Annotated in this window: 13 protein-coding genes; 9 read left to right on the top strand and 4 right to left on the bottom strand. The window is 51.5% G+C overall.

Annotated features, from left to right (window positions below; genetic code table 11):
* The first annotated feature begins 537 nt into the window (after positions 1-537).
* The 3 genes from paaE to MRY86_RS20595 are packed head-to-tail and all read left to right on the top strand — an operon-like array spanning position 538 to position 2,725.
* Positions 538-1,608: a 1,2-phenylacetyl-CoA epoxidase subunit PaaE gene (gene paaE / locus MRY86_RS20605; protein ID WP_293567478.1), complete on the top strand. Its 1,071-nt coding sequence runs from the start codon at positions 538-540 to the stop codon at positions 1,606-1,608.
* A gap of 9 nt (positions 1,609-1,617) precedes the next feature.
* Complete coding sequence (locus MRY86_RS20600) at positions 1,618-2,202, top strand: TetR/AcrR family transcriptional regulator (RefSeq protein ID WP_293567477.1); 585 nt, start codon at positions 1,618-1,620, stop codon at positions 2,200-2,202.
* A 13-nt stretch (positions 2,203-2,215) separates the two neighbouring features.
* Positions 2,216-2,725 carry a hypothetical protein gene (locus MRY86_RS20595; protein ID WP_293567476.1) on the top strand — a complete coding sequence of 170 codons (510 nt, stop codon included), beginning with the start codon at positions 2,216-2,218 and terminating at the stop codon, positions 2,723-2,725.
* Between the two features lie 8 nt (positions 2,726-2,733).
* Here MRY86_RS20595 and MRY86_RS20590 read toward each other — a convergent pair whose 3' ends face one another.
* Entirely contained in the window at positions 2,734-2,907 is a 174-nt protein-coding gene (locus MRY86_RS20590) for a hypothetical protein (protein WP_293567475.1), read from the bottom strand.
* A gap of 68 nt (positions 2,908-2,975) precedes the next feature.
* On the opposite strand from MRY86_RS20590, the gene MRY86_RS20585 reads away from it, so the two are divergent.
* From MRY86_RS20585 to MRY86_RS20565, 5 genes are all read left to right on the top strand, one after another.
* Complete coding sequence (locus MRY86_RS20585; RefSeq protein ID WP_293567474.1) at positions 2,976-4,214, top strand: ABC transporter permease; 1,239 nt, start codon at positions 2,976-2,978, stop codon at positions 4,212-4,214.
* 19 nt (positions 4,215-4,233) lie between these two features.
* The gene (locus MRY86_RS20580; RefSeq protein WP_293567473.1) at positions 4,234-5,679 is read left to right on the top strand and encodes an oligosaccharide flippase family protein; all 1,446 of its coding nucleotides are present in this window, start codon (positions 4,234-4,236) and stop codon (positions 5,677-5,679) included.
* 149 nt (positions 5,680-5,828) lie between these two features.
* On the top strand, positions 5,829-6,755 hold the full coding sequence (locus MRY86_RS20575; protein ID WP_293567472.1) for an FkbM family methyltransferase: 927 nt from the start codon (positions 5,829-5,831) through the stop codon (positions 6,753-6,755).
* Between the two features lie 53 nt (positions 6,756-6,808).
* Positions 6,809-7,912: a Wzz/FepE/Etk N-terminal domain-containing protein gene (locus tag MRY86_RS20570; RefSeq protein ID WP_293567471.1), complete on the top strand. Its 1,104-nt coding sequence runs from the start codon at positions 6,809-6,811 to the stop codon at positions 7,910-7,912.
* Positions 7,913-9,403 carry an O-antigen ligase family protein gene (locus MRY86_RS20565; protein WP_293567470.1) on the top strand — a complete coding sequence of 497 codons (1,491 nt, stop codon included), beginning with the start codon at positions 7,913-7,915 and terminating at the stop codon, positions 9,401-9,403.
* Here MRY86_RS20565 and MRY86_RS20560 read toward each other — a convergent pair.
* The 3 genes from MRY86_RS20560 to MRY86_RS20550 are packed head-to-tail and all read right to left on the bottom strand — an operon-like array spanning position 9,400 to position 11,793.
* Complete coding sequence (locus MRY86_RS20560; protein ID WP_293567469.1) at positions 9,400-10,338, bottom strand: tryptophan 2,3-dioxygenase family protein; 939 nt, start codon at positions 10,336-10,338, stop codon at positions 9,400-9,402. The genes MRY86_RS20565 and MRY86_RS20560 overlap by 4 nt on opposite strands.
* 20 nt (positions 10,339-10,358) lie before the next feature.
* Entirely contained in the window at positions 10,359-10,721 is a 363-nt protein-coding gene (gene crcB / locus MRY86_RS20555) for a fluoride efflux transporter CrcB (RefSeq protein ID WP_293567468.1), read from the bottom strand.
* A 4-nt stretch (positions 10,722-10,725) separates the two neighbouring features.
* Positions 10,726-11,793, bottom strand: a complete 1,068-nt coding sequence (locus tag MRY86_RS20550; protein ID WP_293567465.1) for an MraY family glycosyltransferase — start codon at positions 11,791-11,793, stop codon at positions 10,726-10,728.
* Positions 11,794-12,038: 245 nt separating this feature from the next.
* Between MRY86_RS20550 and MRY86_RS20545 the strand changes: the two genes are divergently transcribed.
* Complete coding sequence (locus tag MRY86_RS20545; protein WP_293567462.1) at positions 12,039-13,220, top strand: tetratricopeptide repeat protein; 1,182 nt, start codon at positions 12,039-12,041, stop codon at positions 13,218-13,220.
* Positions 13,221-13,226: the final 6 nt, after the last annotated feature.

Genomic DNA, 13,226 nt, shown 5'->3' with positions numbered 1-13,226 from the left:
TAATCTATGAAATTTTCAAAGAACTTGCTCAGATGCTAAACATAGCATCTGACATTGAGTAGGTTTGCCGCGGCAAACCACTTAATCGTCAGTATAACCACATAAAATAAACAGTAGATAAGCGGCTTGATCCATTCTTAACCACAATATACAATGGTCCTGGCTTTCTCTTCGTGACAGTTTTGCGGGAAAAAGACAGGGCAGAATTTAGTGCAGGTTGAATGAACAAAGCCTAGCTGCCCTGTTTATTTTTGATTTTTGCTCTATCAAATTAGCAGCTTTTAATACATCTCCTTTTCGAAAAAGCCGCAAAACCATTCTAAAAAAGACAGCGCAAACAGAGCGTTCTGACTTCTGCTATGGCGATGTTAACCTGTCTGGAGATTGAAGCTGGGGCAGCGCTCATGGAAATACCCAAGCTTAAACGCTAGACTAGCATCACTTTAGGGAGACGGACGCAAAGCTTCCCAACCTTTTTCCTATCTTTGCAAACGAACGTTCATTCGTATCGTTATTCATAGAAAAGACTGAACAGCAATGCCAAAGTTTCATCCTCTGAAGATACGCGAAGTGCGGCCTGAGACCGAAGAATGTGTGTCCATAGCCTTTGAAGTGCCGGAAGCGCTGCAGCCGGAGTACGCCTTTCTGCCCGGACAATACCTAACGCTCAAGGCGGAAATCAATGGTGAAGAGGTGCGCCGCTCCTACTCCATCTGCAGTACGCCGGCCGAAGGGCTGCGCGTGGCAGTGAAGAAGGTGCCGGAGGGCCGTTTTTCCACCTACGCCAATGAAACGCTGAAGGCTGGTGATGAGCTGGAGGTGATGACGCCTATGGGCCGCTTTACCGCTGAGCCAGATCAGGCGAAAGCCAAACACTATGTAGCCTTCGCGGCGGGATCGGGTATTACGCCGGTGATGTCCATTATGAAGACCGTACTGGAGCAGGAGCCGATGAGTACGTTCACCCTCTTTTACGGCAACCGTATGGTAGACAGCATCATCTTCCGGGAAGAAATCGAAGGGCTGAAGAACGAGCACATGGGCCGGCTACGCATTTACCACGTACTCAGCCGCGAAAAGCTGGGCAGCCCGCTGCTGAGCGGCCGTATCTCTGCCGATAAGTGCGCTACGATTTGCGATAAGCTGATTGATACAGCGGAAGTAGATGACTTCTACCTTTGCGGGCCGCTCCCGATGATCGAGGGCATCCGGGAGGTGCTGGAGCAACACGGCGTGGACCGCAAAAAAATCCACTTCGAGCTCTTCAATACCGGCAACGGAAAAGCGCCCGCCCCCAAAGCCAAAAGCAGTGCAGATCAGCCTAAGGTGGACGCTATGGTCGCCATCACCCTGGACGGTACCACGGTGGAATTCCCCCTCGCTTCCGATGCTGAATCCCTGCTTGATGGTGCGCTGAAAGCGGGTGCCGACTTGCCCTTTTCCTGTAAAGGCGGGGTCTGCAGCACCTGCCGCGCCAAACTAACCGAAGGGGAAGTGGAAATGGACGTCAACTACGCTCTGGAGCCCGATGAGCTGGCTGCCGGCTACATCCTCACCTGTCAGGCCCACCCCAAAACAGACCGGGTCGCTGTGGATTTTGATAGTTAACTTTGCTGCATGACAACGACAACGAAGAAGACCAAGAAGGAAATCATTCAGGAAGCCGCCGCCCACTTGTTCCGCGACAAGGGCTACTCGGCCACCTCCATGCGTGATCTGGCTGAAGCAGTCAACCTGAAGGCCTCAAGCCTGTACAACCACATTTCCTCCAAGGAAGAAATCCTGCGCAACATCTGCTTTGATAATGCCCACCGCTTTATCTCCGGTATGGAAGAGGTGGAAAAATCCGGTGCCGATGCGCCCGCACAGGTCCGTGCCCTGTTGTCCCTGCACATCCGGACCGCTATGGAAGACGCCACCTCAGTCACCGCTTTTAACGACGAGTGGCGCCACCTCAATGAGCCTTACCTTTCCGAATTCAAGGCGCTCCGCAAGGACTACGAGCAGCGGTTCCGCAACATCCTCAGTACCGGTATGAAGAGCGGTGCCTTCCGGCAAATGGACCCCAACGTCATGCTTTACACCCTCTTCTCCTCCGTGCGCTGGCTCTACGACTGGTTTCAGGATGGCAAGTCCCGCTCGGCCGAGGAGGTGGAAGCCGAAGTCATAGAACTCCTTATGGGCGGCCTGCGTTCTTTATAGAAACAACCTTGCTATGAAGCGCATCCAAGTATACTTTGCCGCACTCGCACTCATCCTATCCGGTTGTACCACCACTGACTCTATAATCCAAGCTACGCCCACGCCTTTTGCACCTTCTAACGCTACAACCCCCAGTTCCAATACCATACTACAGGGTATCGCCTACCTCCCCAACGAACAGCCCTTAAAGTTTGCCTCTATCGCCATCTATCAGAACAGCACCCTGCTCGGAGGCGTGGAGACGGGCACCGAAGGCCAATTCACCCTTACCGTCCCTTCAAATACCGCACTAACGCTTGAAGTTTCCTTCGTTGGTTACGAGCCCGCTATCTATCAGCTCCAACCACTCCGCTCCGGCTTCTACTATTTAGACCTCTCCCTGCATACACCAAAGCCATTCATAGACGGCCTCTACTGCCCCACCTACCATATACCTTTAATCGATATGGACAACACCTCCTCCGGCGCGACCTACCTCAGTGGCGACCTCAAACACTCCCCACTCTTCCCCGGCGGCCTATAGCCCACCCACTACCCAGACTGCCCACTACAGAACTGCAAGACTGCCCACTGCCCACTGCCCACTACAAAACTGCAAGACTGCCCACTAAAAGACTGCCCACTGCCCACTCCAAGACTGCCCGACTGCCCGACTACCCCACTGCCCACTCCAAAACTACCCAACCGCCGACTCCCCACCCCCATTCATCGAACTTTTTCCCACCTTCCCCAAAAAACCCCTACATTCGAATTTGTAAAAACAAAGCCACGCCATGAGCTTACGCGAAAACATCACCCTCGCCCTACGCACCGTCCGGTCCAACTGGCTCCGCGCCATCCTCACCCTGATGATCATTGCTTTCGGAATTATGGCCCTCGTAGGCATCCTTACCGCCATCGACGTAGGCATCAACTCCCTGAGCGATAACCTCTCTAATCTTGGTGCCAATACCTTCGACATTGAGCCCCGTGGAGAAGGCGTGCGGGGGCACCGCGGTGGAAGGCGCGAAAAGATCGGCGAGCCCATCTCCTATGACCAGGCACTGGCTTTCAAAGAAGCGTACGACTTCCCAGCCCGGGTTTCCGTATCCCTGCCCTGCTCTGGTACCGCCACCATCAAACGCGCGGATGAAAAAACGAACCCCAACGTAGGCCTCTTCGGCATTGACGAGAACTACCTGGAATCCAAAGGCTTTGAGCTGGCCGCCGGGCGGAACTTCACCTATCTGGAATCCATCCGTGGCGGGTTTATTGCCATTATTGGTTCTGAAATAGTGGACGAGCTGTTCAAAGGGCAACCCGAGAAAGCCGTAGGTCAGTACGTTCACGCCGGCAACATCAAGCTCAAGGTGGTAGGCGCCATGCAGTCGAAAGGATCGAGTATGGGTGGCAATGAAGACCGCCGCGTGCTTATACCGCTCCAGACCGGCAAGCGTTATTACGGCAGCAGCCGCACCAACTACAACCTCATGATCGCTGTAAATGATGCGAATCAGATTGATATAGGAACGGATTATGCTACAGCCGTTTTCCGTAATGTCCGTGGGTTAGAAGCCGCTCAGGACAATGACTTCGAAATCACCAAAAGCGACAGTCTCATCGGCCTTATCCGGGAGAACACCACGTACTTCCGCTGGGCTGCAGTAGGCATCGGGCTGATCACCCTCATCGGCGCTGCTATTGGACTGATGAATATCATGCTGGTTTCAGTGACGGAGCGTACCCGGGAAATCGGTATTTCCAAAGCCATCGGGGCCAAGCGAAGCAATATCCTCACCCAGTTCCTAACCGAAGCGGTAACCATTAGCCTGATTGGCGGGCTGGTGGGGATCTTTCTGGGGGTGTTGGCGGGCAACGTGGTGGCCATCATTGCCAGCGGCAGCTTCCTCTTCCCCTGGGCATGGGTCATCATTGCTATTGTCACCTGTACCGGCGTCGGTCTGCTCTCCGGGCTCTACCCGGCGATGAAAGCCAGCCGTTTGGACCCCATCGAATCGCTGCGGTACGAGTAAAAGGCCTTACCTTGCGCCCATGAAGCGTGAGTTCCTCCTCAATATCGTTTTCCTGTTGACGGCCAACCTGCTGATCAAGCCGTTCTACCTGTTTGGCATCGACCGGACGGTGCAGAATACCGTATCGGAAAGCGAGTACGGGTTGTACTTCGCCCTCTTCAACTTCACGTTCCTGTTCCAGATCGTCAACGACTTCGGGATACAGAACTACAACAACCGGAATATTGCGCAGCACAGGCACTTGCTGGTCAAGTACTTTCCAAACCTGATCGTGTTAAAAGGGCTCCTATCGATCCTCTATTTGGCCCTTGTGTTAGGCATAGGCTGGTGGGCGGGCTATACCCTGCCGCACTTTAGCCTCCTGCTTTTTATCGCATTGAATCAAATCCTGTTTTCGCTCGTACTGTACCTCCGCTCGAATGTATCCGGGCTGGGGCGCTACCGGCTGGACAGCCTCCTTTCGGTTACCGATCGGTTGTTGCTCATCTTGATTTGCAGTATGCTGCTTTGGGGCAACCTGGTGCCAGGGCCTTTTCGGATAGAATGGTTTGTCTGGGCACAAACCGCATCGCTCAGCATGACGGCACTGATCGCCATGGGTATTGTCGCGCGCAGACTCCCCCGCTTCCGCTTACGCATCAACCCGGTATTTTTGCGCTACCTGCTTCGGGAAAGTGCCCCTTATGCCCTGAGTATTTTCCTTATGTCAGCTTATTACCGCCTGGACGGCCTAATGATTGAGCAGTTGTTGCCGGACGGAGCAACGGAAGCTGGATTATATGCTTCGGCCTACCGGCTTTACGAAGCCGCAAACATGGTAGGCTTTCTTTTTGCCGGCTTACTTTTGCCTCTATTCTCGCGCATGCTAAAGGAGCAAACTTCGGTAGCACCGCTGGCTTATTTTAGCTTCAAGCTCATCACACTCAGCGGCCTCATTTTACTGGTGGGCGCAGGGGCCTACCATACCGAGATCATGGAGCTGCTGTATGATAGTGGCTCGGCTTATTCCGGCCGCATTCTTGTGTTCCTCTGTGCAAGCTACCTGGCCGTGTCAGGGACGTATGTCTTTGGCACCCTGCTCGTTGCCAGCAACCATACCCGGCAACTGAACTATGTATTCGGTATCGGACTGGGCATTAACCTGACCCTGAACCTTTGGCTCATTCCCAGCCTTAAGGCAGAGGGCGCTGCCATTGCGACCCTGGCTACACAGGTGTTTATTATTGCAGGTGAGCTATGGGTGGCTTCCCGGCAGTTGCAGCTCAGGGTCCCACTCACAACCTGGGGGCAACTGGCGGGCTCACTTCTCCTGCTGCTGGCGGCTGCGCAAAGCCTAAATTACTGGGCTCCTTTCGATTGGTATTGGTCGTTTCTCGCAATTTTAGGTATAGGTGGAGTGCTCGCACTGTCATTTGTATGGCAAAGCAATCCGATTATTGACTTTGACCGCAAAAACACAGCTTAGTTCCAGTCTTCAGGTAGCACATTTACCACAAGGCGTGTATTTCCTAACCGCCACTCATTGTGGACAGCTGGTTGGAAGCCAGCGAATACTGGTACACAGACAATAGGCCGAAGTTTGTACCTTCGCCTCTTCAAGTTTTTGTCACATCCATGAAGCAACAACTGTTAAAAGCCCTGAAAGAGGTCGAGCATTTCGCGGAGGGGTCTAAATGGCAACGCCTGCAGGCTACCCCCGCACGATACCTTTATGCTATTGGGTTCCGAGAAACGCTGTATCGTTATCAACGCAAGGGCAAACTAAAAACAATACAGACGTTTTTTGGTGAACGGATGCAGGTAGTCCTTCCCGCCGGCACGGACCTTTATCTCGTTGGCGGAAAAACCCATAGCTCAGAGATTCGACTGGCCCGGTTCATGATTCAGCAACTGGAACCTGGCGATGTATTCATGGATATTGGAGCGCACTTTGGCTACTTTTCTCTGCTTGCGGCTACGCTTGTAGGAAAAGGCGGTAAAGTATTCGCTTTTGAAGCGGCTGAGGACACCTTTTCCTGCCTTTCTACCAACCTTAAGCCCCTTCCCAACTGTCTGGCAGTACATGCAGCCGTTAATGCTGATGGGCAGGCGGTTACTTTTTTCGAATTTGACCCCTTGCATTCAGAGTATAACTCTACGGACGTGAAGCAATTTGAGGGGCAGGACTGGTTTGAAGGCAATCAGCCAAAGCGTAAAGAAGTCAGAGGTGTGCAGCTCAGCCGTTTTTTAGAAGAAACGGCCATGACCCCAAACCTGATCAAAATTGATGTGGAAGGCGGAGAAGCGGCTGTCATTGAGGGCGCACTGCCATTTTTGCATAAACACCCTGTGCCGATTGTGATGGAGTACCTCAATCCGGAACGGGGCAATACCCCACATCGGGAAGCCGCACGCGACCTGTTGAAGGCAGGATATACGCCCCATGCTATTCAGCAAGACGGCAGCTTGCTACCCCTGCCAGATATTGAAAACTGGTATATGGAGCAGGGCATAGATTCTGATAATATTGTTTTCGTGCATCCAACTTTAGCAAAGCCTTAAAATTCAAGCTAAAGGAAGTACTTTTGCACAAAATTTTTGACCAGTACACATACATGGAACAGAAAGACAACCTTTTAGATATCATTCGGACGCTCTTTCGCTGGAAGAAGCAGATCATCACCGTTTGTGCATTGACAGGTATAGGGGCCGTAGCGATCAGCCTGTTCCTGCCCAATTACTACAAAGGCAAGACGGTATTTCTCGCCGTCAGCCCGGACCAGGCCAAGCCTGATGCCCTCTTTGGCGATGGGCAAACCCGGACGGCCTATTATGGTAATGAAAATGACATCGACCGCTTGCTTACTATAGCTCAGTCTGGCATGCTACTCAACTTCCTGGTGGATACGTTCCAGCTCTATCAGCATTATAAAATTAACCCGGACCAGCCTAAGGCGGAATTTAAGGTAAGAGATAAATTTGCCAGGCTCTATGAGGTAGAAAAGACCAAGCGGGATGCCATTGAGCTGAGTGTGGAGGACAAAGACCGCACCATGGCCGCTGCTATGGCCAATACCGCCCGCCGCAAAATCGGCGAAATGGCCCGGCAACTCATCCGGGAAGGGCAGCTACGGACTATAAACTCCTATCAAAGTAATATTGAGAGCAAAGAAGCTCAGCTAAAAGCCTTAAGTGACAGCCTGATCGCTAAACGCCGCCGCTACGGAATCTATAACATCGATGGGCAATCTGAAGCCCTGACCAGTCAGGTATCAGAAGCGGAAGCAAAGCTCGTGCAAAGCCAGGCCCGCCTCAAAGCTCTTGAGGAAACGCAGGGCGTACCCCGAGACACCATCCTACAGCTGCGGGCTTCGGTCAGGGGCCTCGAAGGGGCTTATGCCAATGTTTCTCAGCGTATGGAGCGTTTCAATGATGGTATGGCTGAAGTGGGTACCCTCAATCGCCAATACCTGGAAGCGAATGCTACCTTGAGTGAAGATAAGGAGCGTCTGAAGCAGACCCTGTCTGTTTATAATTCTGATATACCATCCATTGTGGTGGTGGAAGAAGCAGAAGTGCCGCTTATAAAATCCCGCCCCAAACGGAGTTTCATCGTGATTGGCGCAGTAGCTATTGCCTTTCTTTTCTCCGTCATTGGGGTATTGATCCTGGACACCTATCAGGATGTCGACTGGAAATCTGTTTACAAAGGATCCTGATTGAAAGCAAAAGGAGTACATAGCATCTCAGACCGAATCCGCCATTGGTGGGCACAGCAGGGACAACCACAACGGTTTTTCCTGGCCTACGCTGCCCTGATCCTGCTTTCGCTCTTTACGGGTATAGCCGGCTCCTGGTACTTCCTGGCGGCTATCCCTGCGGTATGCCTCATTGCTTACCTTACAATAGTAGATGTGCGGGCGGTATTCACCCTGCTGCTTATCTGCATCCCGCTTTCCACCGAACTGCAATTGCCCAATGGGTTGGGACTGGACCTTCCCACAGAGCCCCTGATGATTGGCTTGATGCTGGTCAGCTTGCTGCTGTTAATACAGAGAGGGCCTAAGCTGGACAAGGGCCCCTTAATTCATCCGATTTCGTTGTTGCTCAGCCTTCATATCGGATGGATTGCCATCAGTGCTTTTTTGTCCCATCAGCCAGTCGTATCCTTTAAGTTTCTGGCAGGGAAGCTTTGGTATATTGCCCCATTCTACTTCCTGGCGATACGGATGCTGAAAACAGAACGAGACCTCAAACGCTTTTTCTGGTCGGTTTTTATCCCCCTGATCGTTACCATCCTGATCGTTACAGCACGCCATGCCACTCAGGGCTTCACTTTTGCGGAAATCCACTGGGTGCTTACCCCTTTTTACCGCAACCATGTTTCCTACGCGGCCATCATCGTACTATTTACCCCGTTTGTGTGGTTCATGCGGCAATGGTACCCTAAAGGCAGTCTGGCCCGCTGGGCGATTACCCTAAGCCTGCCGGTCCTTTTGATCGCGATACAGCTGTCCTACACCCGGGCGGCTTACGTAGCCGTTGTGGCAGCGATCGGCGCCTACTATGTGCTGCGTTGGCGCTTGACGAAGTGGGCGCTGGCTCTGGCCGTAGCTGGTAGTATCGCCGGGCTGGTTTATATGATCAACAATAACCGCTATCTTGACTATGCGCCCAACTATGAAACGACCGTGACTCATAAGGATTTCAACAACCTGATACAAGCCACCTACGAACTGGAAGATATCTCAACGATGGAACGCCTCTACCGGTGGGTTGCAGGCTTTAATATGTCCGCTGCGGAGCCCTTGTTCGGGTTTGGGCCGGGCAACTTTTACTTTTTCTATAAGTCTTATACCGTCACGAGTTTCACAACTTATGTCAGTGACAACCCGGAACGATCCGGCATTCACAATTACTACCTGATGACCCTCGTGGAACAGGGCATACCGGGGTTACTCCTCTTTCTGATATTGATTTTCTATGCACTGGTCCGGGGCGAAGTCATATACGCCAATGCCCGCACCAAACGGGACAAGCAGATTGCCATGATGGCGATGCTGTGCATTATCATCATATCTGTGATGCAACTCATCAATGATTTGATTGAGACCGATAAGGTAGGGCCGTTTTTCTTTATGTCCCTAGCTATTTTAGTCAACCTTGACCTTAAGTACCGCCGCCGTTTACAGGAAGAGCAAGGTGTTTAAAAGCGGATACTCTTGCCCCAGTTGTCCAGTTCCTCATCCGTCCACAAGTCAGGAAAGAAAATGATGCGCTGCTTGCGGGGCGGCAGATAGTCCTGCCAGTTCGTCCCGCCGGTGGCTTCTATCACCTGTGGTTTAGCATCCAGGTACCGTACCGCACTGCGCAGATGAGAAAGCGGCCAGCGCACCTCGATATTGAAATCGTAATGGCGCATCAGTTGCTTCAGTTCTTCGTCTTGACGGTCAGCCTCCGGTAGGCGCAGGTAGGCCTGCCAAAGATTGCGGTAGCGCATTTCCCTGCCCAGGTCCTGAAATTCCTCTGCATACTTTTGCTCAAATTGCTTCAGGGTGAGGGTTTTCTTACCGGTCGCCAGTTCGGTGGCACCCGATTTCCAGTATAACCTTTGGTACAATTCCTCTACCGGGCTGTCCGGGGCTACTTCTTCCCGTTTGCTGCCGTGCACCAGGCGGTACATATCCGTACTCATCAACTCAATCTTCCGGTACTGCGCCGACTGAAAGCCGCTCGCGGGAAGCAGGCTCATCCGGAATTTAAGAAATTCGTCCCGGTCCATGCCTTCTACCATAATATCAAAGGAGCTGACCAGGCTGTCGAAGTAGCGGTTGACGCGGGTGACCTGCCGTTTGAAGAGATCAAGCCCCGGCGCTTCCGCATCAAGCAGTTGCTCGATAGCAAGCAGGCTGAGTTTGAAGTAAAGCTCCGTAATTTGATGATAAAGAATGAAAATCTTCTCGTCTGGAAAAGGCGTCTCCGGCGTTTGTAGGCTCAACAGGGTGTCGAGGTGAATGTAATCCCAGTAAGTGAGGTAATCGGCGTACAGTAAGCCGTCCAGATAAGAAAGGATATCCTGCCCCATGACAGAATATTTATCCTCCAGCTGTTCAAGGCGTTCCAGGATTTCGTGGGTAAGCTCCATAGGGTTGTGCTGCAATTTGGTTATCCACTAAGGCGTAGCCCCAAATATATACAAATCAGCCCAAGGATGAGGCTCCCTCCAAGATTTAACAGTGCATAACCATACTGCCCGCTTTGTAGCAAGCTAAAGGATTCCCCGGAAAAAGTACTGAAGGTGCTAAAGCCGCCACAGAAACCCGTCATAAGCAGCCATTGCCCTTCCTGACTGATACGCCCGTGCAGGGTTTGCCCCATCAGGTAACCAAGCAGGATACAACTAACTACGTTCGCCATCAGTGTGGCATAAGGGAAGCCGGGATTCCAGAAATGCAGCGCCCGGGCAATGCCAAAGCGGGCTAAACTACCTAATCCACCACCCAGAAACACCCAAAATACGGCTTGCATGAAGCTAGAATGCCATTTTCTTTGCCCGGTAGCGCCCTACTGCCCAGTGTAGGTAGTACGTCAGTGCACTCGCCAGGCTGATGATTAACAATAGTAGTGCATGAAGCCCCAACAAGCCATCCAGCACCACCACCAAGGTAATAAAAAGAATACTGACACCAGTGAGAATAGCCGAGGTCATGGTGTGGCTAAAGCCAAAATCAATGAGCAAATGGTGAATATGGCGACGATCGGGCGCAAAGGGAGACTGCCCACGGGCAATACGGGTCAGAAAAACACGCACCGTATCAAAGATTGGCAAAATAGCTACGCTAATGGCGAAAACTGGCCCGTTTGCAATTTTGTACGGGCTGTTTGCCGGCAAATGGTGGTTAACGTCTATGAAGGAGGTGATCAAAATGGCACAGACCATACCTATGACCAGAGAGCCGGAGTCTCCCATAAACGTTTTGGCAGGCGTGTAGTTGAATTTAAGAAAGGCTACGCAGGCCCCCACCAAAGCGAAGGATAGCACCGATAGCTCAATGCGCCCTGCCCAGAAGAACCAGCCCCCCAGAATACCCGCTGCCAGCGTTCCAATACTGCCGGCCAAGCCGTTGATGCCATCAATGAGGTTGAAGCCGTTGATAATGAGCATGAAGACGATGACCGTTAAGGCACGGAATATATTGATGTAGGCAAAGTCATATACCCCGAACAGCCCGTAAAAACCCTCCAGGTAAATGCCGCCCTGTAGAACGACCACCAGCGATGCAAAAAACTGAGCTGTAAATTTAGTCTGCGGCAGAATTGGCGCCAGGTCATCCTTTAAGCCCACCAGAAACATCAGCAATAGTGCGCACAGAACATACTGCAGATTGGCAAAGTTCTGGAAGGGTGTCCACATTAATACGGCAAAAATGGTGCCGCAAAAAATTCCGATCCCCCCCAAAGCAGGAGTGCTGATGGTATGTGAACTACGCTCGCCGGGCACCTCACAAAGATTGCGGTCCCGTGCAATTTTGATGATGTAGGGAATAGCCAAATAGGACATGGCAAATGCAGTAAGAAAACATAGCAACAAGATAAACATGGCAGTGGAGGGTTTTCATGAGGTAAACAGGTCGTTCTTTCAGCAGCGCGGCTCGCGCTAACTGGGGTAAGTGTTATGTTTATCGAGTGTTTGCCAGCTTAAAATTAATTCTTTTTTCGGGAAAGTTTATGTACCGCACACCAAAATCTATTCGCTGCGCATCTACAACGGTAAATTTAGTTTTATAACGTAAAAATTAGTTAAAAACTTTTATAACTAAAGAATACGTTATAAATTTGTACATCATGAAGCATAAGTATACCATGAGGCTTTTAGTATTTTCAGTTATCCTGCTATTCCCGTTCTTTGGTGCTGCACAGGTGGAGGACAGCCTCAAGCTGGAGCCATACTTTGCAGAAGCCGAACGTAGAATTGCTGCCTATGACTTTGATGGAGCACTAAAGCAACTGAGCACCTGCTATATCAAGCGGCCCGGGCACATACCCTACCTGCTCCGGATCGGGTATTGCCACACACAGCTTGGCCGCTATCCGGATGCCAAACTGTTTTACAGTGAAGCTTTGAAATTAGACAGCCTGCATACCACTGCTCTAAGTGCTCTGGGCAGTATCTACGAGCGGGAGCGGAACTACAGAAAAGCACAATCCTACTTTACCCAGCTTACGCAAATAGACAGCACCAACAGCTATTACTATAAAAAGTCAGCGAATATTGCCTTGCATCAGGGGGATGCCCTGCACGCCCTGCAACAGTTCATTCAGGCTCATACCCGCAACCCTACGGATCTGGAAGTCATCACCCGGCTGTCCACTATTTATCTGGCTATGGATGAGCTTAACTATGCTGAAGAGATGGTAGAGAAGGGTATCCAATTGGATGCCAGGAACATCCCCCTCCTGCAGGCAAAAGCCAGGCTGCACCATAAGCGCAAGGACCATGACCTGGTGGCCTCCACAATTGAAGGGATCATGACACAAGGCGATACCAGCGAGTATTACCAGATGATGCTCGGCGTGGCCTATCTACACCTCGATAGCCTGGAGCTTTCGCTTGCACATTTGCAGGCAATCGTGGACCGGGAAGAAGACACCGAGCATACGCACCACTACCTGGGGCTGGTCCACCGGAAACTGGGCAACCCCGAACAGAGCCAGGCTCATTTCGAGCGAGCCATTGACAAAGGGATTTCACCCAAAATAGGGCTCTATTTCAACGACCTGGGCAACCTTGCGGAACAACAAGGGGACTTACGGACTGCTATTGACCACTACCGCTCGGCTATTTCCTACGGTGCTCCTGTGGAAACGCATTTTTTCCTGGCCCGGGCTTCCGATCAGTACTTTAAAGACAAAAGTATTGCACTACGCCACTATCAGGATTACCGCGGTACCGGCCATAAAGAATTTCAGGCCTACACTGAGCAGCGTATCGGGCAATTAAAAGAAATCATACACTTTCAACAGTAACGCACA

This window comes from Phaeodactylibacter sp., assembly GCF_022763345.1.
Classification (GTDB): domain Bacteria; phylum Bacteroidota; class Bacteroidia; order Chitinophagales; family Saprospiraceae; genus Phaeodactylibacter.
The sequence above is the reverse complement of the archived record's forward strand: the minus strand, read 5'-3'. Positions and strand labels throughout refer to the sequence as shown.